The organism is Klebsiella michiganensis (genome assembly GCF_015139575.1).
Lineage (GTDB): Bacteria > Pseudomonadota > Gammaproteobacteria > Enterobacterales > Enterobacteriaceae > Klebsiella > Klebsiella michiganensis.
The window spans coordinates 4,649,088-4,671,862 of sequence record NZ_AP022547.1 but is presented as its reverse complement, the minus strand read 5'-3'; the positions used below and the strand labels follow the sequence as shown (position 1 = coordinate 4,671,862).

Genomic DNA, 22,775 nt, shown 5'->3' with positions numbered 1-22,775 from the left:
TTTTATGCGAAATTTATTTGATTTGTCAGGGAAGCGCGCGCTGATCACCGGATCCGCTCAGGGGATTGGCCATCTGCTGGCCGGCGGCCTGGCGGAGTACGGCGCGGAGATCATCATCAACGACCGCACCCAGGCGCGCGCGGACCAGGCGGCGCAGGCGCTGGTGGCGCAGGGTTTTCATGCGGTAGGGGTCGCCTTTGATGTCACCCGGGCGGCGCAGGTCGAGCAGGCGATAGCCCGCATCGAAGAGGAGATCGGCGCCATTGATATTTTAATTAATAACGCCGGAATCCAGCGGCGTTTCCCTTTTACCGAATTTCCGGAGGAGGAGTGGGATAACGTTATTGAGGTCAATCAGAAGGGCGTTTTCCTGGTTTCACAGCAGGTGGCGAAATATATGATGGGCCGCCGCGCGGGGAAAATAATTAATATTTGCTCAATGCAGAGCGAGCTGGGGCGTAAAACCATTACGCCTTATGCGGCCTCGAAAGGGGCGGTTAAAATGCTGACTCGCGGCATGTGCGTTGAGCTGGCCGAATATAATATTCAGGTTAACGGTATCGCGCCGGGATATTTTGCCACCGACATGACGGCCGCCCTGGTCAACGATGAGGCGTTTTCCGCCTGGCTGTACCAGCGTACCCCGGCGGCGCGCTGGGGAAAACCGGAAGAACTGATTGGTGCCGCGGTATATCTGGCCTCGTCGGCGGCAAACTTTGTTAACGGTCATTTGCTGTTTGTGGACGGCGGAATGCTTGCCGCTGTCTGAATCACTTCGCGTCCTTCGGGCAGCAGCGTGCCCGCACTACCTGAAGGACAGAGTATTAAACCCGTGTGATGATATTGATATCTGAGGAGTGCTTATGCACATGCTCGCGAAATTACCCGCGCGTCGCTGGTGGTATTTAATGCCGATTATATTTATTACCTATAGTCTGGCCTACCTTGACCGTGCGAATTATGGTTTTGCCGCTGCGGCGGGAATTGAAAGCGATTTGGGTATTACCAAAGGAACGGCATCGCTTATTGGCGCGCTATTTTTTCTCGGCTATTTCTTTTTCCAGGTACCCGGCGCGATATATGCGGTAAAACGCAGCGTGCGAAAAATGATTTTCTTTAGCCTGATTTTATGGGGATTCTGCGCGGCGGCGACCGGGTTCGTCAGCAATATTCCGATGCTGATGGCGATTCGCTTTACCCTTGGTGTGGTTGAGGCGGCGGTGATGCCGGCGATGCTGATTTATATCAGCAACTGGTTTACGAAAACCGAGCGTTCGCGCGCCAACACGTTCCTGATCCTCGGAAACCCGGTAACGGTGCTGTGGATGTCCATCGTTTCCGGCTACCTGATTCAGGCGTGGGGCTGGCGCGAAATGTTTATCATCGAAGGCATTCCGGCGGTACTGTGGGCGGTATGCTGGTGGATACTGGTGCGCGATAAACCGTCCGAGGTTTCCTGGCTGAACGAGCAGGAAAAAGAGACCCTGCAGAAGGTGATGGACAGCGAGCAGAGTCATATCAAGCCGGTGCGCAACTACGGTGAAGCGCAGCGCTCGCGCAATGTGATCATGCTCTGCGCCGTGCACGCGCTGTGGAGCATCGGCGTGTACGGCTTCATGATGTGGATGCCGTCGATTCTGAAGAACGCCGCGCAGATGGATATCGTGGCGGTGGGCTGGCTGGCGGCGGTGCCGTACCTGGCGGCAATTATCCTGATGCTGACGGTCTCCTGGCTGTCGGATAAGTTCCAGAATCGTAAACTGTTTATTTGGCCGTTATTGCTGATTGCCGCTATCGCTTTCTTTGGCTCCTGGCTGGTGGGCAACCAGGCGTTCTGGCTCTCCTATGCGCTACTGGTCATTGCCGCGGCCTGCATGTATGCGCCGTATGGGCCGTTCTTCGCGCTTATTCCTGAACTGCTGCCGCGCAACGTTTCCGGCGTATCGATGGGCTTAATCAACAGCTTTGGCGCGCTCGGCGCTTTCCTCGGCGCGTGGCTGGTGGGGTACCTCAACGGGATTACCGGCGGGCCGGGGGTTTCCTATACCTTTATGGCTGTCGCGCTGCTGTCCTCCGTCGTGCTGATGTACAACGTGCGCGCTAACCCGCAACCCGTTTCCCCGGTGACGGCAAAAAAGGTTGCCGGCTAACATAAACCGCCGCTGCTGTGGTAAGGTTCTCTGCGAGCATAAAAGTCGCTTGTCGTAGAGAACCTGATGAAAAACAACCGGATGACATTGCAGGATATCGCCAACCTGGCGGGGCTGAATAAAATGACGGTCAGCCGTTATTTACGTGACCCCGGCCAGGTTTCTGAGCGCAGCCGTGAGCTGATTTCAAAGGTCATGGAAGAGAATAACTATATCCCTAACCGCGCCCCGGAAATCCTGCTTAACGCCCGGAGTAAAACGATTGGCGTGCTTATTCCCTCCTTCCGCAACCAGATTTTTGCCGATGTGCTGGCCGGCATTGAGTCGGTGACCTCCGCGCACCAGTATCAGACCCTGATTGCCAACTACGAATATGACCCGCAGCGCGAAGAGCGCGAAGTGCTCAATCTGCTCTCTTATAATATCGATGGGCTGATTTTGACCGGGAAGCAGCACAGCGATCGCATGGTGCAGTACGTGCGCGCCAGCGGTATCCCCGTCGCTGAACTGATGGACTACGGCGGCCAGCAGCTGGATATCCAGGTGGGGTTCGATAACGAAAAGGCGGCGTGGGATATGACCCATGCTTTTCTTGAGAGCGGCAAACGGGCGATCGCCTTTTTTGGTTCAATGGACGATCCCCGCGATTTAAGCCGCTTCCGCGGCACCGAGCTGGCGCTGGCGGAGCACGGCCTGAAGGCGTATCACATGGCGCCGCGGACCATCTCCTCGGTTGCGCTTGGCCGGCAGATGTTCCTGCAGATGCAGCAGACGCGCCCGGATATTGACGCCATTTTTTGTACCAACGACGATCTGGCGGTGGGGGTGCTGCTCGAGTGCCAGGCGCAGGGGAAAGCCGTTCCGCAGGAGATCGCCATCGCCGGTTTTCACGGGCTGGAAATTGGCCGTGCGCGGCTGCAAAAAATAGCCAGCGTCATTACCCCACGTTATGAAATCGGTAAAACGGCGAGCGAAATACTTATTGCGCGCCTGGCCGGTAAAGACGCGCCGGACAGCGTGAATCTGGCCTACCAGATATATTATGGCGATACGTTATAGTTATCGATAGAATAGCGATATTCCATTTTATTCTTATTTGTTAAAGTTGGTTATGATGCTTATTAATCCGCATTGAGTAAATTCCTGGCGGGTGGCATGCAAAGAGCAAAACGTTTCGCTTGTTATTCACCGGCGTGGCCAACTTTTTTAAAAAATAATAGTGGCAACCGACGGCTAATGTATGACATAAATAGCAGACTACGGACCTCGCATAAGGATAAAGTGCTGTGAAGAATCTCATTGCTGAGCTACTGGTAAAACTCGCCCAAAAGGAAGAAGAATCGAAGGAGCTGACGGCCCAGGTTGAGGCGCTGGAAGTGGTGGTGACCGCTCTGCTACGTCATATGGAGCAGGACGCCCAGCAGGCGCTCATCACCGATATTGAGCAGGCCATCGATGAGGCCAGCCCCGGCCCGCTGGTGGATGACCGCGATACCCAGCTACTGCAGCAATATATAAAGAAGCTGTTACGGCATCCTCGTAGTTAGTTTTGTGACAGGGTATGGATGCTGTCATTTTACTGTCACATCGCTTTTATACAGTCTCCCTCGTTTTGTTTTTTAAAGTATTTTTTACATGGAGACGATAAAAGTGAAATTAAGCGCCCTGTTTATTGCCCTGCTGCCTCTGCTGGGCTCCCCGATTATTCACGCAGAAACAACAACCGCACCGGTTCTGGAAAATCGTGCCGCGCAGGGCGATATCACCACGCCGGGCGGCGCGCGTCGTTTAAGCGGTGACCAGACCGAGGCGCTGCGCGCTTCGTTAATCAATAAACCGGCTAAAAATATTATTTTGCTGATTGGCGACGGAATGGGCGATTCTGAAATCACCGCCGCGCGAAATTATGCAGAAGGGGCGGGCGGCTTCTTTAAAGGCATTGACGCGCTGCCGCTGACCGGCCAGTACACCCATTATTCTCTGGATAAGAAAACCGGCAAGCCGGATTATGTCACCGACTCCGCCGCTTCCGCAACGGCCTGGACCACCGGCGTGAAAAGCTATAACGGCGCGCTGGGCGTGGATATCCATGAAAAAGATCATCAGACCATCCTTGAGCTGGCGAAAGCGGCGGGCTTAGCCACCGGTAACGTCTCCACGGCGGAACTGCAGGACGCCACTCCCGCTGCGCTGGTGGCGCATGTGACGTCGCGTAAATGCTACGGCCCGAGCGTGACCAGCGAAAAATGCGCCAGCAACGCGCTGGAAAAGGGCGGTAAAGGTTCGATTACCGAACAGCTGCTGAACGCCCGTCCCGACGTAACACTGGGCGGCGGCGCGAAAACCTTCGCGGAAAGCGCGACGGCCGGTGAATGGCAGGGCAAAACGCTGCACGATCAGGCGGTAGCCCGCGGCTACCAGATCGTCACCGACGCCAGCTCGCTGGCCGCCATTAGCCAGGCCAATCAGGACAAACCGCTGCTCGGTCTCTTCGCGGAAGGCAATATGCCGGTGCGTTGGGAAGGCCCAAAGGCGTCTTATCACGGCAATATCGATAAGGCGGCGGTGACCTGTACGCCGAACCCGAAACGCGATGCATCGGTGCCGACGCTGGCGCAGATGACCGAAAAAGCCATCGATCTGCTGAGCAGCAATGAGAAGGGGTTCTTCCTGCAGGTGGAAGGCGCTTCTATCGATAAACAGGATCACGCGGCGAATCCGTGCGGTCAGATTGGCGAGACCGTCGATCTGGACGAAGCGGTACAGAAGGCGCTGGAATTTGCCAAAAAAGAGGGCAATACCCTGGTTATCGTCACCGCCGACCACGCTCACGCCAGCCAGATTATCCCGGCAGATACCAAAGCGCCGGGCCTGACGCAGGCGCTGAACACCAAAGATGGTTCGGTGATGGTGATGAGCTACGGCAACTCTGAAGAAGAGTCGATGGAACATACCGGCACCCAGCTGCGTATTGCCGCCTACGGCCCGCACGCCGCCAACGTGGTGGGTTTAACCGACCAGACGGACCTGTTCTACACCATGAAAGCCGCACTTAATCTGAAATAACCGGGCGCCGGTGATGAATTTTCGTTACCGGCTGGTTTTTTCTCCATCAGCGACCAGACTTACAGAGATCCACTCATAGAGGATGGTGCGATGAAAATAACATTACTTGTGACCCTACTTTTTGGCCTGGTATTTATGACAGCGGTGAGTGCCGCGGAAAAAGAGTTGACCCCTCAGCAGCAAAAGATGAGCGTCTGCAATAAAGAAGCGTCATCGAAGTCGCTGAAAGGGGATGAGCGTAAAACGTTTATGAGTAGCTGCCTGAAGAAAGATGGCGCCGCGCAGGACGGTAAGGGGCTAACGCCTCAGCAGCAGAAAATGCGCGAGTGTAACGCTCAGGCGACCCAGCAGTCCCTGAAAGGGGACGATCGCAGCAAATTTATGAGCGCCTGCCTGAAAAAACAGGTGTAAGAAATGGGCGGGTGAGGGAAACCTCACCCGCTATTCGCTATTGCAATCAGGAACGGCTCAGCTTCTCTGATTTCTCCATGCATTTCACCATCGCTTCGATGACGGCGGAACGGAAGCCTTTCTCTTCCAGCACGCGCACGGCTTCGATGGTGGTGCCGCCGGGCGAACACACCATATCCTTCAGCGTTCCCGGATGCTCGCCGCTTTCGAGTACCATTTTGGCCGAGCCCATCACCGCCTGCGCCGCGAATTTATAAGCCTGCGCGCGGGGCATTCCGCCAAGCACAGCGGCGTCGGCCATCGCTTCGATAAACATAAAGACGTAAGCCGGCGCGGAGCCGCTGACGCCGACCGCCGGATGAATCATCGGCTCAGCAATGATTTCCGCCTGACCAAAGCAGCGGAATATGGTCAGGATCTCCGCGGTTTCTTCGGCGCTGACCAGCGCATTCGGCGTGACCGACGTCATCCCCGCGTTGACCAGCGAAGGCGTGTTGGGCATCGCGCGGACTATTTTGCGGTCATGGCCTAAGGCGCGCGCCAGCTGGTCGAGCGTCACGCCCGCGGCGATAGAAACCACCAGAGAGTCTTTATTCAGGCTGGAGGCGACGTCGCTGAGCACTTTTACCATCACGCCCGGCTTTACGGCGCCAAAAACGATATCCGCCACCTGAGCCACTTCCTGCGCGCTTTGCGCCGCATTAATGCCGTATTGGTCGTGCAGGGCCGCCACTTTATCCGGCGACGGGGTATAGACCCAGATTTGACCCGGCTGCACCTGCCCGCTAGCGATCAGGCCGCCCAGGATGGCCTTGCCCATGTTGCCGCAGCCGATAAAGCCGATTTTCTTCTCCATCACCAATCCCCTTTGTTTGTTTTATCGTTAGCGATATAGCTTAACATCTTGTTGCTTTCGCGGAAGGCAAAAGCAGGCGACAATACGGCATCTCTTTTTCATCGACAGGAGCCGCAATGGCTATTTGGGTTGATGCGGACGCGTGTCCGAACGTCATTAAAGATATTTTGTTCCGCGCCGCCGAGCGCGCGCAAATCTCGTTGACGCTGGTTGCTAACCAGCCTCTGCGCGTCCCGCCGTCGCGCTTTATCCGCACGCTGCGCGTGGCGCAGGGGTTTGACGTGGCGGATAACGAAATCGTACGTTTATGCGAGCCGGGAGATCTGGTGATTACCGCCGATATCCCGCTGGCGGCGGAAGTGCTGGAGAAAGGCGGGGCGGCGCTGAATCCACGCGGTGAACGCTACAGCGAGGCGACCATTCGCGAACGCCTGACGATGCGCGACTTTATGGAAACGATGCGGGCCAGCGGCGTGCAGACCGGCGGCCCGGATAGCTTATCCCAGCGCGATCGGCAGCAGTTTGCCGCCGCGCTGGAGAAATGGCTGTTAGACGTTAAGCGCCAGCAGGGTTAAACCCAGCTGTCATCGTCGCTGCCGAAATCATCATTGCCGAAACCGGCGTCAAAGTCGGCGTCATAATCGTTGTTGTCGGCGAGGAACTGCCCGTCATCCTGGCGGAAGGTATCGTCAGCGACGCTATTGTCCTGCGCCTGGCTGAGATCCGGCTGCGGTTTCTCTTCGATGATATTGACGATCTCCTGCGGATGCGAGCCGCTAAACATATTGGTCAACATGTTTCCCAGCACCACGCCGCCCGCGACGCCTGCCGCCGTTTGCAGCGCGCCGGCCATAAAACCGCCGCCGCTGCGCGACGCCTGAGGGGCGTAGTTCTGCTGCTGCGCCTGCGGAGCATACTGAGGCTGGGCGCCGGCCTGCGGTCGGCCATACTGCTCGGCGCCAGGAATCGGGTCGGAACCGCGCGACTGACCGCCGCCAAACAGGCCTGAGAGAAACCCGCCGCTGCTCGGCTTCGCGGCCTGAAGCTGGGTCACCTGGCTCTCCAGCGCCTGAATGCGGTCGTTGAGCTGTTTGATCGCCGCTTCCTGAATCAGAATCGTTTGCGCCATATAGTAAGGGGCGAACGGCTGCTCTTTAATGTGCCCGGCAATCCGCTCCTCAGCGCTGGTATCCCGTGATGCGCTGTGGCTCTCGGCCTCTTTTAATCGGGAAAACAGTCCATCGATAAGGCGTTGCTCTTCAGATTGCATACTACATACCTCTGTCATACTGATTGATTAGCTTCAGATTCGCTCCGAAGCACGCATCTTGTAAATATGCGGCAGCGTAAAGCTGTGCAGAAATGTGTTACTGTTTACGCCAGACTGCGAACAAAAAATAACTTCTGTACAAAAGTAAAGCTGGCATAACACCAAATGCAATGATAAGTTTACATTAAATGTCCTTTCTAATACTAAGGTGAAAGGGTTTGTAGATGGTGTGTAACGTTTATTTTACGATTTGCGTCGGGTAAGTTTGCGGTACCATTGTTTCTCTTTTCGCTTTCATTTATCCGCAAAATGCGGAACCAAGGGGTCTTCGGTAATGACACAGCTAATATTTCTTGTCGGGCCTCGCGGCTGCGGTAAAACGACCATCGGACACGCGCTGGCGAAAGCTCGCAGCTTTAAGTTCGCCGACACGGACCATGAGCTGCAGGAGCATGAGCAGCGCACGGTAGCGGCTATCGTCCAGCAGGAAGGCTGGGAACGCTTTCGTGCGCTGGAAACGCAGGCTTTAGAACGCGTCGCTCAACCCGCGACGATCATCGCCACCGGCGGCGGCATTATCCTCAGCGAATACAACCGACAGTTTATGCGGGAAAATGGCATCGTTATCTATCTCGAAGCCTCGGTTTCCGCGCTGATTGACCGCCTTGAAGCCTATCCGAAGGCGGAACAGCGCCCGACGCTGACCGGAAAGCCCATCCGCGATGAAGTGGGTGAGGTGCTGGCGCAGAGGGAAGCGCTGTATCGCGCGGCCGCGCATCATATTATTAATGCGACCGCCACGCCGGATGAGGTCGTAGAACAGATTATGACCACCGTCTGCGGCGAGACCTATACCAGTTAAGACTTTGCCTGGGGTAAACGGATCGGCAGCGCCTATACTTTAAAGCTCTTAAGGTAAAAAAAGGAAACGCTATGCCGACCAGACCTCCATATCCAAGGGAAGCGCGTGTTGTCGCCGTTGAAAAGGGCCCGCAGGGCCAAACGGTCACCTGGTATGAACTGCGCGCCGATCACCCGACGCCAAACTCACTCATCAGCGAACATCCTACAGAACAGGAAGCGCTGGACGCCAAACGGCGTTACGAAGATCCTGATAAGTCTTAATTCCTCTTAAATGTCCGGGATTCGTTCTGAAAAGATCGCTACCGGACATGTATCACATTTTTAATCTATTAACGGTACTAATGATTACCTAAGGTACGGATTTTCAGGAGCGTTTTTGACGCTTCTGGAATCTTTACATTCCATATCAGCCGTAACCTGCTACGCTTCTCGACGGTTGCTTTGGGTCACCAGGGGGCAAAAGTTGTAAATAAAAGCCTGTTTTGAAACAGCGGTTGTGAAAAGGTAAACGATATGAGTAGTGCATCGATGGCAATCTTGACCATTGGGGTCGTACCCGTGGCGGAGATGCTGCCGCTTTTAACTGAACATATCAGGGAAGACGATATCGCCCACATTAGCCTGCTCGGCAAAATGACGCGCGAAGACGTTATGCGGGACTACAGCATAGAGCCCGGCGATGAGATGCTATTGACCTTGCTTAACGATAATCAAATTGCGCAGGTCTCACGGCAGAAGGTTGAGCGTGATTTACGTAGCGTCATTGCGATGCTCGATAAACAAAATTATGACCTTATTTTACTCATGAGCACTCATCCCTTTAGCGGATTTACGGCGAATAATGCGATCCTGCTTGAGCCGCAAAGAATTATTCCGCCGCTGGTCGCGTCGATTGTCGACGGCCATCAGGTGGGGGTGATTGTTCCGGTTGAAGAGATTTTGCCGCTGCAGCGGAATAAATGGCAGGTATTAGAAAATACTCCGTTTTACGCCATTTCCAATCCGGTGAGCGGCGGTAAAGAGGAGTTAATCGCCGCGGGCAGGGAGTTGATTGAACAGGGCGCAGACGTATTAATGCTGGATTGCCTTTGCTACCACCAGCAGCATCGCGACATATTACAAAAGGCGCTGGATATTCCGGTTCTGTTGTCAAATGTGCTGGTTTCACGGCTGGCGGCAGAACTATTAGTTTAACCTGATGTAACGCGTTAATTTTACGTGACAGGGGCAAGGAGCGCCCCCTATATTGTGCCTTCAACACAAGATCATAAGGGCGAGTTTATGCTTCAAAGCAATGAATACTTTGACGGAAAAGTAAAATCTATCGGCTTCACCAGCAGCAGCACCGGTCGTGCGAGCGTGGGCGTGATGGCGGAAGGGGAATATACCTTTGGTACCGCGCAGCCGGAAGAGATGACCGTAGTCAGCGGCGCGCTGAACGTACTTCTGCCGGGAGAGACCGAGTGGAAAGTCTATGCCGCCGGGGAAGTATTCAACGTTCCGGGAAATAGCGAGTTTAATCTGCAGGTGGCTGAGCCGACCTCTTATCTGTGCCGCTACCTGTAATGTTCGTTTCCTTCCTGCGCTGGCAGGAAGGAATTCACGAGATTAGCGCTGCGCTTCGCCGCCTAACCCTTCCACCAGATTCTGAATCAGCGCGGCCAGCTCGCCGGTCATCAGAATAAAGTCCGCGTCAAAACGCTGGGCGAAATCTTCCCGATCGATATCTTCATTCTGATCGCGCAGTTCGTCGCAGAACTTCAGGCGTTTAATCGAACCATCATCGCACATTAAGAACTGAATACGCTGCTGCCAGTCGAGCGCCAGCTTGGTGACGACCTTACCGGCTTCAATGTGCACGGCGATCTCGTCGCTCACCAGATCCTGTTTTTTCGCGCGGATCACGCCGCCGTCTTCCAGCATCGCTTTCAGCTCGGCTTCATCCAGCAGCTGGAAGCCCTGAGCCACGGTACCGGAACGCACCCACTCGGTCAGCGTCAGTTCGATCGGGGTTTCCAGCGCCAGCGGAACAACCGGCAGCGAGCCCAGGGTTTTACGCAGCAGCGCCAGCGTATCTTCCGCTTTTTTGGCGCTGGCGCAGTCCACCATGATCAGTCCGTTGACGGTATCGATCCACATCATGGTCTGGCTGAAGCGGCTGAAGGCGCGCGGCAGCAGGGAATGCAGCACTTCATCCTTCAGAGAATCTTTTTCGGTTTTTTTCAGCTTACGGCCCTGCTCGGCTTCCAGCTTGAAGATCTTTGCTTCCAGCGCCTGTTTGATCACCGGAGACGGCAGGATCTTCTCTTCTTTACGCGCGCAGATAACGATCTGGCCATTTGCCGTATGCGTCAGCGCATCGCTGTGCGATCCCATCGGCGGTACCCAACCGGTTTTGGCCATATCCTGGCTGCCGCAAGGGGTAAAGGTCAGCTCGGCCAGCTGTTTTTCCATCTCCTCGGCGCGCAGGGAAATGTCGCGGCTGAGACGATAAACCATTAAATTTTTGAACCACAGCATGATAATTTCCACGGCTTAGTCGTTAAATCCAGCGGGCATGATAGCGAATTGTCGCTATGCTTGCATTGTTAATCGGGAGAGGAATTCACAGTGCGCATTGGCATTGATTTAGGCGGAACCAAAACGGAAGTCATCGCGCTGAGCGACCAGGGAGCGCAGCTATTTCGTCATCGCCTACCTACGCCAGGGGGCGATTATCGCCAGACGATAGAGACGATAGCCTCGCTGGTCGAGATGGCCGAGCAGGCTACCGGGCAGAGCGGCACGGTCGGCATCGGCATCCCCGGGTCGATTTCGCCCTATACCGGCGTGGTCAAAAACGCTAACTCAACCTGGCTCAACGGTCAGCCGTTTGATAAAGACCTTAGCCAGCGTCTGCAACGGGAAGTGCGTCTGGCCAACGATGCCAACTGCCTCGCGGTGTCGGAAGCGGTAGACGGCGCGGCGGCCGGGGCGCAAACGGTATTTGCGGTGATTATCGGCACCGGCTGCGGTTCAGGCGTGGCGCTTAACGGACGCGCCCATATTGGCGGCAACGGTACGGCGGGCGAGTGGGGGCACAACCCGCTGCCGTGGATGGATGAAGATGAACTTTGCTATCGCGCTGAAGTACCGTGCTACTGCGGCAAGCAGGGCTGTATTGAAACCTTTATCTCCGGTACCGGCTTTGCGACCGATTACCGGCGGTTAAGCGGTCATTCGCTAAAAGGCAGCGAGATTATGCAGCGCGTGGGCGAGCGGGATCCGGTGGCGGAGCTGGCGCTGAGCCGCTATGAGATGCGGCTGGCGAAGTCGTTGGCTCACGTGGTTAACATCCTCGATCCGGACGTTATTGTACTTGGCGGCGGAATGAGCAACGTTGACCGTCTCTACCAGACGGTGCCGAATCTGCTAAAACCATGGGTATTCGGCGGTGAATGCGAGACGCCGATTCGCCGGGCGGCGCACGGGGACTCCAGCGGCGTGCGCGGCGCGGCCTGGCTGTGGCCGCTGTAGTCATCAATCCGCTGCGCGGCCTGAACGGCGCAGCGGGTACCCCGCGGATTACCGGTCCGGGATCTCCTCCAGGCTGTAGTAAATCGACAGCCCCCTTTTTTTGCCCTCCTCAATATCCAGGTCCGCTCCGCGGGATTCGCCCGGCATGCGCAATATAGCGTCGCAGCGGCTAATGACACGGTGAGCGACCGGATAGAGATATTCCTCGCTAATCGCATCGCCAATTTCCGTTGAACCCGCAGCTTTGGCGATGGGCAGAGCCAGCCATTCGCCGACCACGGGGATATGCCCTTTCTGATAAACGCGTAGCGCAACCTGGGCCATATTGTTCAGGTTAGCGTCGATAAGTTCCGCGCGATTGTGGGTGCCGCTGCGTACCGGGCCGGCAATCAAAATAAGTAAGCTTTTCATGGTTAAGACCTTCTTAAATGGGCCAGAGGGGATGGGACGATGCTGCCGGAGGCTGCTGCACGCCCGTCAGAAAAAGTCATTAATGCGCGTTTTTGCACGAAATAATGTGATTAAGATACTGGGCTCGTTTTTTATGCATGATTTCGCCTGTTGTTCATCGGTTAAGCAATAGATTTAAACTTATCATGCAAATTCGTGCAATATCAAGATTTATCGTGAATGCTGAGCCCGGGCAACAACGCGACCTCTCCCGTGGGGGAGAGGCTTGAAGACAGGTGCGGAGGGGGAAATTTATTCGACGGCGAAAGCTTTATCGAGACGGCTATAGCCCAGCCCGTTGATTTTTTTAACTTTAATTTGCACAGGAATGCGCTCTTTCATCGCCTCAACGTGGCTGATGACGCCGATAATCTTGCCGCTGGCATTGAGCGCGTCCAGCGCATCCAGCGCGGTATCCAGGGTTTCGCTGTCCAGAGTGCCGAAGCCCTCATCGAGAAACAGCGAGTCTATCCGCGTTTTATGGCTCACCAGATCGGAGAGCGCCAGCGCCAGCGCGAGGCTCACGAGGAAGCTCTCGCCGCCGGACAGCGTCCGGGTGTCGCGCACCGCGTCCGCCTGCCAGGTATCGACCACTTCCAGCTCCAGGGCGTCGCTGGCTTTTCGTTGCAGCAGATAGCGGCCGTGCAGGCGGTTGAGCTGATGGTTGGCCAGCCACACCAGGTTATCCAGCGTCAGGCCTTGCGCAAACTTACGGAATTTATCGCCCTCTCTGGAGCCGATAAGCGCGTTCAGCCATCCCCAGTCTTCCACTTCCTGCGCAGCGCGTTCCATCTGCTGGCGTAACGACTGCTGACGCTGCTGGTTTTCTGCATTCTGCTTCAGCTGCTGGCGAATCTCTCCCTGACGGGCGCTGTTTTCCCGCAGCAGCGTCGTCAGCTGCTGAAGCTGTTCCTGTACCCGCTCAAGAGGCTGGCTGATATCCGTTTCCGCCGGCGGCTGCTGGCGGTGGTTATCCAGCGCCTCGCGGGCCCGCATCGCCAGCGCCTGATTCTGCTGTAGCGTACTTTCCAGCGTCTGCTTCAGGCGTTCAAGGCGCCGGCGCGTCTCCTCATCGAGCAGCGCGGCGAGAAACGCCTGCTGGTCAGCGAACGGGCTGGCGGCCAGCGCCGCGCTGAACTGTGCTTCGCTCTCTTTCAGCTGAGCCTGCTGCTGGCTCTCCTGCTGCCCCAGGGTTTGCCACTGGCTCTGAAGCGCGAGGCAGTCGTCGTGCACCTGGCGCCAGCCGTCCAGCGGCGCGGGTTCCGCCGCTAAGTCCGTTTCCGGCAAGGACTCCAGCAGCGGGGTCAGCTGCTGAAGCTGTTCCTGCAGGGCGATCAGTTCGTTCTGTTTGGCCTGCCAGCTACGGGTCTCGTCTTCCCGCTGCGCCAGCCAGCCTGCGGCCTGCTCCGCTGCCGGTAAACTCAGCGCAAATGCGGCCAGTTCAGCCGCCAGCGCGGCGCTGCGCTGCGCTTGTTCCTGCTGGAGCTGCTGGAGCTGCTGCTGGCACTCCTGCTGCTGGGCCTGCCAGGCCAGACGCTGCTGATGCTGATACAGCCGCTGTTCATGCTCCTGCTGCGCGTTTAGCCAGCCGGGAATGTCATCCTTTGGCGTCAGGTCGATATTTAATCCGGCGATCGTCGCCTGCCAGCGTGAGGTAAGCGCTTGCTCCTGCTGCAGAAGCGATGCTTTCTCGGTGGCCTCTTTTTGCTGCTGCTTAAGCAGGGCGTCCAGCTCGCCGCGCACCAGGGCGCCGGCCTCCGCCAGCTGTTTGACTTCGCGCTCAAGCGCATCGCGCCGCGCCTGATTTACGCCGGGAACCAGCGCCTGATACTCGGCGACGGCCGGATGCTGCGCGGAACCGCAGAGCGGACAGGGGGAACCGGGCTGCAGGCGGGCTCGCTCGGCCTCCAGGCCGGCAATGCGCGCTTCCATTTCGCACAGGGCTTTGACATCGCTAAACTGCTGATTCTTCTCTTTATAGGCCTGACGGCGCTGGGCCAGGGTGGTTTCCAGCCGCTCCTGCTCCTGCTTACTGGCCTGCCCGGCGGCATGAAGCTGGGATAATCGCTGGCTCAGCGGCTGCAGCTGGCCATGCAGGGCCGCGAGCTGCTGGCGCAGAGCGCGCGCCGCGGCGTGCTGCGCGAGGCCGGCGCTGACCTGCTCAGCATCCAGCGCCAGCCCGTCGGGCGGCAGTTCGCCCAGCCGGCGGCTGGTTTCCGCCAGACGCTGCTGCAGAGCGGCTTGCTGCTGCGTATCGCGGGCCTGCTGCTGGAAAGCGGCCCGCCAGCCCGCCAGCGCATTGCCCCATCGCTGGTAGCGGTCGTGCTCTTTTAGCCATGCGGCGAGCGTTTGCTGGTGGTTCTGCAGGAGTTCAGACTGCTGCCGGGCGGCGAGGCGAATCCCCGCCCGCAGCCGCAGTCGTTCATGTAAGCGAGTATTTACTTCTTCTCTCAGATTGCGGGTTTGCGCCAGCGCGGCGGTTTGCTCCTGTTGACGCGCCCACTGCGGGCGTAGCTGCTCCGCGGGCTGGGCATTCAGCAATACGGTAAGCTGCGGTTGCGCCTGCTCCAGCGCAGCCTGCGCTTCGCGTAGCGCGGTTTGAGCCTGCCGATCTTCTGCCGTCAGCTCTGCGCCGCGTACCAGCCACTGACGGGCATTTTGCAGGCGGGTTTGTTCGCTAACCTGCTGTTTTTCTTCATCAGTAAGCGCTTGCAAACTTTGTTGGAGCGCCTGCTGCTGTTCGTCGCTCAGCAGCAGCACGCCGGAGGCCTGGGCCTGAATTTTCTCCAGCTCGACGCGGGCCTGCTTATGCTTTTCAAAGACCTGTGCCGAAATCTGGCCGTAAATCTCGGTGCCGGTCAGCTCCTCCAGCAGCTCGGCGCGCTCTTTCGGTTTCGCATTCAGGAAGGCGGCGAACTGCCCCTGCGACAGCAGCATCGAGCGGGTGAAGCGGCCATAGTCCAGGCCGGTGAGCGAGGCGGTCAGTTCCAGCTTATCTTTGACCTTATCGGCGAGGATCTTGCCGTCCTCGCAGCGCGCCAGCTCGACGCGCGGAACCTGCAGGTTGCCGTCCGGCTGGTTTCGCGCCCGGTTCTGGCTCCAGAAGGCGCGGTAGGCGATGCCTTTTACCTCAAACTCCACTTCCGCCAGGCATTCGGCGGTGTCGCGGGTCATCAGATCGTTCTGCGATTGCGACACGCTGCTCAGGCGCGGGGTTTCGTGATACAGCGCCAGACAGATTGCATCCAGCAGGGTGGTTTTTCCGGCTCCGGTTGGCCCGGTAATCGCGAACAGTCCGTTGCTGGCGAAGGGCTCAGCGGTGAAATCAATTTTCCATTCGCCTTTGAGTGAGTTGAGGTTTTTCAGGCGTAAGCTGAGTATTTTCACAGGCGATCCTCACCGTTCAGACTATGCAGCGTTTCATTAAAGAGCTGTTCCAGGCGCTGCTGCTGCGTTGCTTCCAGCGTTTCCAGCGCCAGACGGCGGGCGAAGACGTCCTCCACCTGCAGTTCGCTGAGGGTCTCGCGCTGAGCGCCGGCCAGAATGCGATCGCGCTGGGCGCGGCTGCGGCGCACCAGCAGCACTTCTACCGGCAGCGTTTCGGTCTGCGCCTGGATTTTACGTTGGATATCATGCATATATTCGTCGCTGGTGACTTCGATATCCAGCCACGCTGAGGGCTGCTGGTCGTTATTCTGCCATTGGTTTAGCTGTGCGCTAATGCTGGCGAAATCGCCCTTCAGGACCGCCAGCGGCTGGGTGACGGGGACGATAAGCGGCGTGACGTCCGTCAGGCAGCCGTTAGCGAAAGTGACCAGATTGACGCTCTTATTTTTCCCGGTTTCGTCAAAGCTCAGCGGGATGGGCGAACCGCTGTAGCGGATATGTTCGCAGCCGCCGACCACCTGCGCCCGGTGAATGTGGCCGAGCGCGATATAGTCGGCGGGCGGAAAACGGCTCGCCGGGAAGGCGTCCAGCGTACCGATATAGATTTCGCGAACCGCGTCGCTTTTGCTGGCGCCGACGGTGGTTAAATGGCCGCTGGCGATAATCGGCAGCGCCCGGTCGCCGCGCAGTTCGCAGGCCAGCTGGTACTGCTGCTGGTAGTAGTCGCTGATGGCGCTGAGCAGCAGCTGCTGCTTTTCGCCGCCAGAGTGCCCGGCCTGGCTGGTCACCAGCTCACGCGGGCGCAGGAACGGTACCGGACAAAAAATCGCCCCCGGCGTACCGTCGCGCAGCGGCAGGATAAAAGGGGCGTGGCCGGCATTGGCCACCACCGTCGTATTCAGGAAGGCGAGAATGTCTCGCGACTCGTTGAGGGTGGCAACCGAATCGTGGTTTCCCGCCAGCACCACCAGCCGGCAGCGGGTCTGCTGCAGCTGAACGACAAAGCGGTTATACAGCTCGCGCGCGTAGCTCGGCGGTGAGCCGGTATCAAAAATATCGCCCGCAACAATAATGGCATCGACATCATGTTCCTGCGCGCTGGCCAGCAGCCAGTCGAGAAACGCCTGATGTTCGGCGGCGCGACTTTTGCTGTAAAAATTTTGCCCAAGGTGCCAGTCAGAGGTGTGAAGGATGCGCATAGTTGTTCCCTGGAGAAAAAGCGTAAGCGGCATTATATACCCGTCATCCTTCAAGTTGCTTATGCGTTGGCTACGTCCAGCCACCTGGTTACCTGTACTTGTGGGGAGTGAAACCTGAATTATTGAGGGGATAACGCTGCTTTTGGGTGAGTTAAGTCCGTGTCACAATTCGAAATCCGCGTTCATCTGGCGGTCATTTTTTTCATAAATCTGTCATAAATCTGACGCATAATGGCCGCGCACTTCTATACTGATGGCTAAAAAATACAGGGTAAATAATGGCGAGAAGAATTCTGGTCGTTGAAGATGAAGCTCCAATCCGCGAAATGGTTTGCTTTGTTCTGGAGCAAAACGGCTTTCAGCCCGTCGAGGCGGAAGATTTTGACAGCGCGGTCAATCAGCTCAATGAACCCTGGCCTGATTTGATCCTCCTTGACTGGATGCTGCCGGGCGGGTCGGGTCTGCAGTTTATTAAACAGCTCAAGCGTGAAGCGATGACCCGTGATATTCCGGTGGTGATGCTGACCGCCCGCGGCGAAGAGGAAGATCGCGTCCGCGGCCTGGAGACCGGCGCCGATGACTACATCACTAAGCCGTTTTCCCCGAAAGAGCTGGTGGCGCGAATTAAAGCCGTGATGCGGCGCATTTCGCCGATGGCGGTGGAGGAGGTGATTGAAATGCAGGGGCTGAGCCTCGACCCCTCTTCGCATCGCGTCATGACCGGCGAAAATCCGCTGGATATGGGGCCTACGGAGTTTAAATTACTCCACTTCTTCATGACGCACCCGGAGCGAGTCTATAGCCGCGAACAGCTGCTGAATCACGTCTGGGGAACCAACGTTTATGTCGAAGACAGAACGGTAGACGTGCATATTCGCCGTCTGCGCAAAGCGCTGGAACATAGCGGCCATGACCGGATGGTACAAACGGTTCGCGGTACGGGATATCGTTTCTCCGCCCGTTTCTGAATGCTGACAGGAGTGTGAACCGTGCTGGAACGGCTGTCATGGAAAAGGCTGGCGCTTGAGCTTTTCTTGTGTTGTATCCCGGCCCTGATCCTCGGGGCGTTTTTAGGTTACCTGCCGTGGTTTTTATTGGCGGCAGTGACCGGTCTTCTTGTCTGGCATTTCTGGAATCTGATGCGCCTGTCGTGGTGGCTGTGGGTTGATCGCAGCATGACGCCGCCGCCGGGCAGCGGCAGCTGGGAGCCGCTGCTTTACGGACTGCACCAGATGCAGATGCGTAATAAAAAGCGCCGCCGTGAGCTGGGAAGCCTGATTAAGCGCTTTCGCAGCGGGGCGGAGTCTCTGCCGGATGCGGTGGTGCTGACCACCGAAGAAGGGGTGATGTTCTGGTGCAACGGTCTGGCCCAGCAGATCCTGAATCTGCGCTGGCCTGACGATAACGGGCAGAACATCCTTAACCTCTTGCGCTACCCTGAATTTGCCAATTATCTGAAATACCGCGATTTTTCCAAACCGCTCAATCTGGTGCTGAATAACGGCCGTCATCTTGAAATTCGCGTGATGCCCTATAGCGATAAACAGCTGCTGATGGTGGCGCGCGATGTCACGCAGATGCACCAGCTGGAAGGGGCGCGGCGAAACTTTTTCGCCAACGTCAGCCACGAACTGCGCACGCCGTTGACGGTGCTGCAGGGGTATCTGGAGATGATGCAGGAGCAGGTGATGGAAGGGGGAACGCGCGAAAAAGCATTGCACACCATGCGTGAACAAACCCAGCGCATGGAAGGCCTGGTTAAGCAACTGCTGACGCTGTCGCGAATCGAAGCCGCGCCGGTACTGGCGATGAACGATAAAATCGATGTGCCGATGATGCTGCGGGTGGTCGAGCGCGAGGCGCAAACGCTAAGCCAGCAGAGGCAGGTGCTGCATTTTTCGGTCGATGAATCGCTGAAAGTACTGGGTAATGAAGAACAGCTGCGCAGCGCCATTTCCAACCTGGTCTATAACGCGGTCAACCATACGCCGCCGGGAACGGACATTACCGTAAGCTGGCAGCGCGCGCCGCACGGAGCGTTGTTCAGCGTCGAAGATAACGGGCCGGGCATCGCGCCGGAACATATTCCGCGTCTGACCGAGCGTTTCTACCGGGTGGATAAAGCGCGTTCAAGACAGACCGGCGGCAGCGGTCTGGGGCTGGCGATCGTCAAACACGCCGTCAGCCATCACGATAGCCGCCTCGAAATTGAGAGTACGCTGGGGAAAGGCACCCGCTTTAGCTTCCTGTTACCGGAACGTTTAATTGCCAAAAATTGAGCCCGAGCGGCCGGGTGTCAGAATAACTTGCCAATGACCAGCTTCGGCTGGTCATTTTCCTTTGCAGCGCAATCACAGCTGCGTAATTAACGAACGCTCGCTGCTTTTTTGTTCGCATGATAAGCCAGATGTTTTCTATCCATCAGGTAAATAATTCTACGCATCAAAATAGAGTTAGCATAATCATCTGCTTTTGCGATCCCTCCTTGCTTTAAAACGTTATAAGCGTTTAAATTGCCCCCCTACGGTCGCAGACAGACTGTTTTTGCGTGGTAATTCAAAAAACAATTCTTTTCCACGCCGCTTTGGGAGCATATCCCGCTGAGTTTACTGACAATGGCCGCTGTATCATCCCCAGGGGAAAGGCGCGGTATTTATCCGTTTTTACAACACCACATCCACAGGCTGTAATGAATTTATGACCCATCAGTTAAAATCTCGCGACATCATAGCGTTGGGCTTTATGACCTTCGCGCTGTTTGTCGGCGCAGGCAATATTATCTTCCCCCCAATGGTTGGCTTACAGGCCGGCGAACACGTCTGGAGCGCGGCCATTGGCTTTCTGATTACCGCCGTGGGTCTGCCGGTGCTAACGGTCGTGGCGCTGGCAAAAGTCGGCGGCGGCGTAGAGAGCCTGAGCACGCCGATTGGTAAAGTCGCCGGTATCCTGCTGGCGGTCGTCTGCTATCTGGCCGTAGGGCCGCTGTTCGCGACCCCGCGTACCGCGACCGTCTCTTTTGAGGTGGGGATTGCGCCGCTGACCGGCGACGGCCCGCTGCCGCTGCTGATTTACAGCATTATCTATTTTGCGCTGGTGATCCTCGTTTCGCTCTACCCGGGCAAGCTGCTGGACACCGTGGGGAATTTCCTCGCGCCGCTGAAAATTATCGCCCTGATTATTCTCGCCGTGGCGGCAATCGTCTGGCCTGCCGGTCCGCTGAGCCACGCGATGGAAGCCTACCGCACCGCGCCGTTCTCTAACGGCTTCGTCAACGGCTATCTGACCATGGACACCCTCGGGGCAATGGTCTTTGGTATCGTGATTGTCAACGCCGCGCGTTCTCGCGGCGTGACCGAAGCCCGCCTGCTGACCCGCTACACCGTCTGGGCTGGCCTGATGGCCGGCGTGGGCCTGACGCTGCTGTACCTGGCGTTGTTCCGTTTAGGTTCCGATAGCGGCACGCTGGTGGAGCAGTCCGCTAACGGCGCGGCGATTCTGCATGCTTACGTCCAGCACACCTTCGGCGGCGCGGGAAGCTTCCTGCTGGCGGCGCTGATCTTTATCGCCTGTCTGGTGACGGCGGTGGGCTTGACCTGCGCCTGCGCGGAGTTCTTTGCCCAGTACCTGCCGTTCTCCTACCGTACGCTGGTGTTTATCCTCGGCCTGTTTTCGATGGCGGTCTCCAACCTCGGCCTGAGCCACCTGATTCAGATTTCGATTCCGGTGCTGACGGCTATCTATCCGCCGTGTATCGCACTGGTTGTATTAAGCTTTACCCGCGGTTGGTGGCATAATTCGTCCCGCGTTATCGCCCCGGCAATGTTTATCAGCCTGATGTTTGGTATCATTGACGGCATTAAAGCGTCGGCGTTTGCAGAGATGATGCCGTCCTGGACCGCGCGTCTGCCGCTGGCGGAGCAGGGCCTGGCCTGGCTGATGCCAACCGCCGTTATGGTGGTGCTGGCGGTTATCTGGGATCGCGCAGCGGGACGTCAGGTGACATCCAGCGCGCACTAACCGACGCTTTACACAGGTGTTTAACCACGGGACTTCAGGTCCCGTGGTTTTTTGTTTTTTTGGTCACCCTCCTTTGTTCTTTGCCCCCGCGAAGGCCAGAGGAGAAAAACGGCATGGAACACGATGGAAAGTAGTAACAAGCTTAAGCGCGGGCTAAGTACCCGGCATATTCGCTTTATGGCGCTGGGGTCGGCAATCGGTACCGGCCTTTTCTATGGTTCGGCTGACGCGATTAAAATGGCGGGGCCGAGCGTTCTGTTGGCTTATATTATCGGCGGCGCCGCGGCCTACATTATCATGCGCGCGCTGGGCGAGATGTCGGTGCATAACCCGGCCGCCAGTTCATTCTCGCGCTACGCGCAGGATTATCTTGGCCCGCTGGCGGGCTATATCACCGGCTGGACCTACTGTTTCGAAATTCTGATTGTCGCCATCGCCGACGTCACGGCCTTCGGTATCTATATGGGCGTCTGGTTCCCGGCGGTACCGCACTGGATCTGGGTACTCAGCGTGGTGCTGATTATCTGCGCCGTCAACCTGATGAGCGTGAAGGTCTTCGGCGAGCTGGAGTTCTGGTTCTCCTTCTTCAAAGTCGCCACGATTATCATCATGATCCTCGCCGGTTTCGGCATCATTATCTGGGGTATTGGCAACGGCGGGCAGCCGACGGGTATCCACAACCTCTGGAGCAACGGCGGCTTCTTCAGCAACGGCTGGCTGGGGATGGTGATGTCGCTGCAGATGGTAATGTTCGCCTACGGCGGGATCGAAATCATCGGTATCACCGCCGGCGAAGCGAAAGATCCGGAGAAATCCATTCCGCGCGCCATTAACTCGGTGCCGATGCGTATCCTGGTGTTTTACGTCGGGACGCTGTTTGTGATTATGTCTATCTATCCGTGGAACCAGGTGGGGACCAACGGCAGCCCGTTCGTACTGACCTTCCAGCATCTCGGCATCACTTTTGCCGCCAGCATCCTGAACTTTGTGGTGCTGACCGCTTCGCTGTCGGCGATTAACTCCGACGTCTTTGGCGTGGGGCGTATGCTGCACGGGATGGCGGAACAGGGCAGCGCGCCGAAGATGTTCGCGAAAACCTCCCGTCGCGGGGTGCCGTGGGTGACGGTGACGGTGATGACGATTGCCCTGCTGTTCGCGGTCTATCTTAACTACATTATGCCGGAGAACGTCTTCCTGGTGATCGCCTCGCTGGCAACCTTCGCCACCGTCTGGGTGTGGATTATGATCCTGCTGTCGCAGATCGCCTTCCGTCGCCGCCTGCCGCCGGAAGAGGCGAAGGCGCTGAAGTTCAGGGTGCCTGGCGGGGTCGCGACCACGGTGATTGGCCTGCTGTTCCTGGTCTTTATTATCGGTCTGATCGGCTACCATCCTGATACCCGCATCTCGCTGTACGTTGGCTTTGCGTGGATTCTCCTGCTGCTGATTGGCTGGCAGTTTAAAACCCGCCGCGAGCGAAAACTGGCGAAAGCCTAGTCATTTTCGTTCTCTTCTTGCCGGATACGCACGGGCTATCCGGCAAGCTATCCCTCCACCCCCGCCATCCTCCCCCAATAATTCTGCCGATGATG

At 57.1% G+C, this 22,775-nt stretch carries 22 protein-coding genes; 16 read left to right on the top strand and 6 right to left on the bottom strand.

Going from position 1 to position 22,775, the window contains the following annotated elements:
* Positions 1-4: 4 nt before the first annotated feature.
* From idnO to psiF, 6 genes are all read left to right on the top strand, one after another.
* Complete coding sequence (idnO, locus tag JLG71_RS21955; RefSeq protein WP_014228137.1) at positions 5-769, top strand: gluconate 5-dehydrogenase; 765 nt, start codon at positions 5-7, stop codon at positions 767-769.
* 94 nt (positions 770-863) lie between these two features.
* A complete protein-coding gene (locus JLG71_RS21950; RefSeq protein WP_200913817.1) occupies positions 864-2,150 on the top strand; it encodes an MFS transporter in 1,287 nt (428 codons plus the stop codon).
* 66 nt (positions 2,151-2,216) lie between these two features.
* Entirely contained in the window at positions 2,217-3,209 is a 993-nt protein-coding gene (gene idnR / locus JLG71_RS21945; protein ID WP_014837560.1) for a DNA-binding transcriptional regulator IdnR, read from the top strand.
* Between the two features lie 227 nt (positions 3,210-3,436).
* A complete protein-coding gene (gene iraP, locus JLG71_RS21940) occupies positions 3,437-3,697 on the top strand; it encodes an anti-adapter protein IraP (protein ID WP_004848155.1) in 261 nt (86 codons plus the stop codon).
* 88 nt (positions 3,698-3,785) lie between these two features.
* Positions 3,786-5,216, top strand: coding sequence for an alkaline phosphatase (phoA, locus tag JLG71_RS21935; RefSeq protein ID WP_025107196.1), 1,431 nt, complete (start codon positions 3,786-3,788; stop codon positions 5,214-5,216).
* A gap of 90 nt (positions 5,217-5,306) precedes the next feature.
* A complete protein-coding gene (gene psiF / locus JLG71_RS21930; RefSeq protein ID WP_004132478.1) occupies positions 5,307-5,627 on the top strand; it encodes a phosphate starvation-inducible protein PsiF in 321 nt (106 codons plus the stop codon).
* 46 nt (positions 5,628-5,673) lie between these two features.
* Here the strand turns inward: psiF and proC are convergent, their stop codons facing one another.
* The gene (gene proC / locus JLG71_RS21925; RefSeq protein ID WP_200913816.1) at positions 5,674-6,483 is read right to left on the bottom strand and encodes a pyrroline-5-carboxylate reductase; all 810 of its coding nucleotides are present in this window, start codon (positions 6,481-6,483) and stop codon (positions 5,674-5,676) included.
* A gap of 116 nt (positions 6,484-6,599) precedes the next feature.
* Here proC and JLG71_RS21920 point away from each other — a divergent pair, with 116 nt between their 5' ends.
* Complete coding sequence (locus JLG71_RS21920; protein ID WP_009653579.1) at positions 6,600-7,058, top strand: YaiI/YqxD family protein; 459 nt, start codon at positions 6,600-6,602, stop codon at positions 7,056-7,058.
* On the opposite strand, the gene JLG71_RS21915 is transcribed toward JLG71_RS21920, so the two are convergent.
* Positions 7,055-7,753: a DUF2076 domain-containing protein gene (locus JLG71_RS21915; protein WP_048261381.1), complete on the bottom strand. Its 699-nt coding sequence runs from the start codon at positions 7,751-7,753 to the stop codon at positions 7,055-7,057. The two genes, JLG71_RS21920 and JLG71_RS21915, sit on opposite strands and share 4 nt — an antisense overlap.
* A gap of 334 nt (positions 7,754-8,087) precedes the next feature.
* Between JLG71_RS21915 and aroL the strand changes: the two genes are divergently transcribed.
* The 4 genes from aroL (at position 8,088) to ppnP (ending at position 10,183) form a co-directional block, all read left to right on the top strand.
* Positions 8,088-8,615: a shikimate kinase AroL gene (gene aroL, locus JLG71_RS21910; RefSeq protein WP_004848163.1), complete on the top strand. Its 528-nt coding sequence runs from the start codon at positions 8,088-8,090 to the stop codon at positions 8,613-8,615.
* A 71-nt stretch (positions 8,616-8,686) separates the two neighbouring features.
* A complete protein-coding gene (locus JLG71_RS21905; protein ID WP_004129622.1) occupies positions 8,687-8,878 on the top strand; it encodes a YaiA family protein in 192 nt (63 codons plus the stop codon).
* A 252-nt stretch (positions 8,879-9,130) separates the two neighbouring features.
* Positions 9,131-9,811 carry an AroM family protein gene (locus JLG71_RS21900; protein WP_200913815.1) on the top strand — a complete coding sequence of 227 codons (681 nt, stop codon included), beginning with the start codon at positions 9,131-9,133 and terminating at the stop codon, positions 9,809-9,811.
* Between the two features lie 87 nt (positions 9,812-9,898).
* Positions 9,899-10,183 carry a pyrimidine/purine nucleoside phosphorylase gene (ppnP, locus tag JLG71_RS21895; RefSeq protein ID WP_004099395.1) on the top strand — a complete coding sequence of 95 codons (285 nt, stop codon included), beginning with the start codon at positions 9,899-9,901 and terminating at the stop codon, positions 10,181-10,183.
* Positions 10,184-10,225: 42 nt separating this feature from the next.
* Here the strand turns inward: ppnP and rdgC are convergent, their stop codons facing one another.
* On the bottom strand, positions 10,226-11,137 hold the full coding sequence (gene rdgC, locus JLG71_RS21890; protein WP_004099396.1) for a recombination-associated protein RdgC: 912 nt from the start codon (positions 11,135-11,137) through the stop codon (positions 10,226-10,228).
* Between the two features lie 90 nt (positions 11,138-11,227).
* Here rdgC and mak point away from each other — a divergent pair, with 90 nt between their 5' ends.
* Positions 11,228-12,133, top strand: coding sequence for a fructokinase (mak, locus tag JLG71_RS21885; RefSeq protein WP_200913814.1), 906 nt, complete (start codon positions 11,228-11,230; stop codon positions 12,131-12,133).
* A 48-nt stretch (positions 12,134-12,181) separates the two neighbouring features.
* On the opposite strand, the gene JLG71_RS21880 is transcribed toward mak, so the two are convergent.
* The 3 genes from JLG71_RS21880 to sbcD form a co-directional block, all read right to left on the bottom strand.
* On the bottom strand, positions 12,182-12,544 hold the full coding sequence (locus JLG71_RS21880; protein WP_014228145.1) for an NUDIX hydrolase: 363 nt from the start codon (positions 12,542-12,544) through the stop codon (positions 12,182-12,184).
* Between the two features lie 291 nt (positions 12,545-12,835).
* Complete coding sequence (gene sbcC, locus JLG71_RS21875) at positions 12,836-15,970, bottom strand: exonuclease subunit SbcC (RefSeq protein ID WP_200913813.1); 3,135 nt, start codon at positions 15,968-15,970, stop codon at positions 12,836-12,838.
* On the bottom strand, positions 15,967-17,169 hold the full coding sequence (gene sbcD, locus JLG71_RS21870; protein WP_014228147.1) for an exonuclease subunit SbcD: 1,203 nt from the start codon (positions 17,167-17,169) through the stop codon (positions 15,967-15,969). The genes sbcC and sbcD overlap by 4 nt, the downstream gene beginning before the upstream one ends.
* Positions 17,170-17,447: 278 nt before the next feature.
* On the opposite strand from sbcD, the gene phoB reads away from it, so the two are divergent.
* The 4 genes from phoB (at position 17,448) to proY (ending at position 22,680) form a co-directional block, all read left to right on the top strand.
* Complete coding sequence (gene phoB, locus JLG71_RS21865) at positions 17,448-18,137, top strand: phosphate response regulator transcription factor PhoB (RefSeq protein WP_004099401.1); 690 nt, start codon at positions 17,448-17,450, stop codon at positions 18,135-18,137.
* Between the two features lie 21 nt (positions 18,138-18,158).
* On the top strand, positions 18,159-19,448 hold the full coding sequence (gene phoR / locus JLG71_RS21860; protein WP_186006641.1) for a phosphate regulon sensor histidine kinase PhoR: 1,290 nt from the start codon (positions 18,159-18,161) through the stop codon (positions 19,446-19,448).
* Positions 19,449-19,866: 418 nt separating this feature from the next.
* Positions 19,867-21,186, top strand: coding sequence for a branched-chain amino acid transporter carrier protein BrnQ (gene brnQ, locus JLG71_RS21855; RefSeq protein ID WP_025107191.1), 1,320 nt, complete (start codon positions 19,867-19,869; stop codon positions 21,184-21,186).
* 123 nt (positions 21,187-21,309) lie between these two features.
* Entirely contained in the window at positions 21,310-22,680 is a 1,371-nt protein-coding gene (gene proY, locus JLG71_RS21850) for a proline-specific permease ProY (protein WP_014228149.1), read from the top strand.
* Positions 22,681-22,775: the final 95 nt, after the last annotated feature.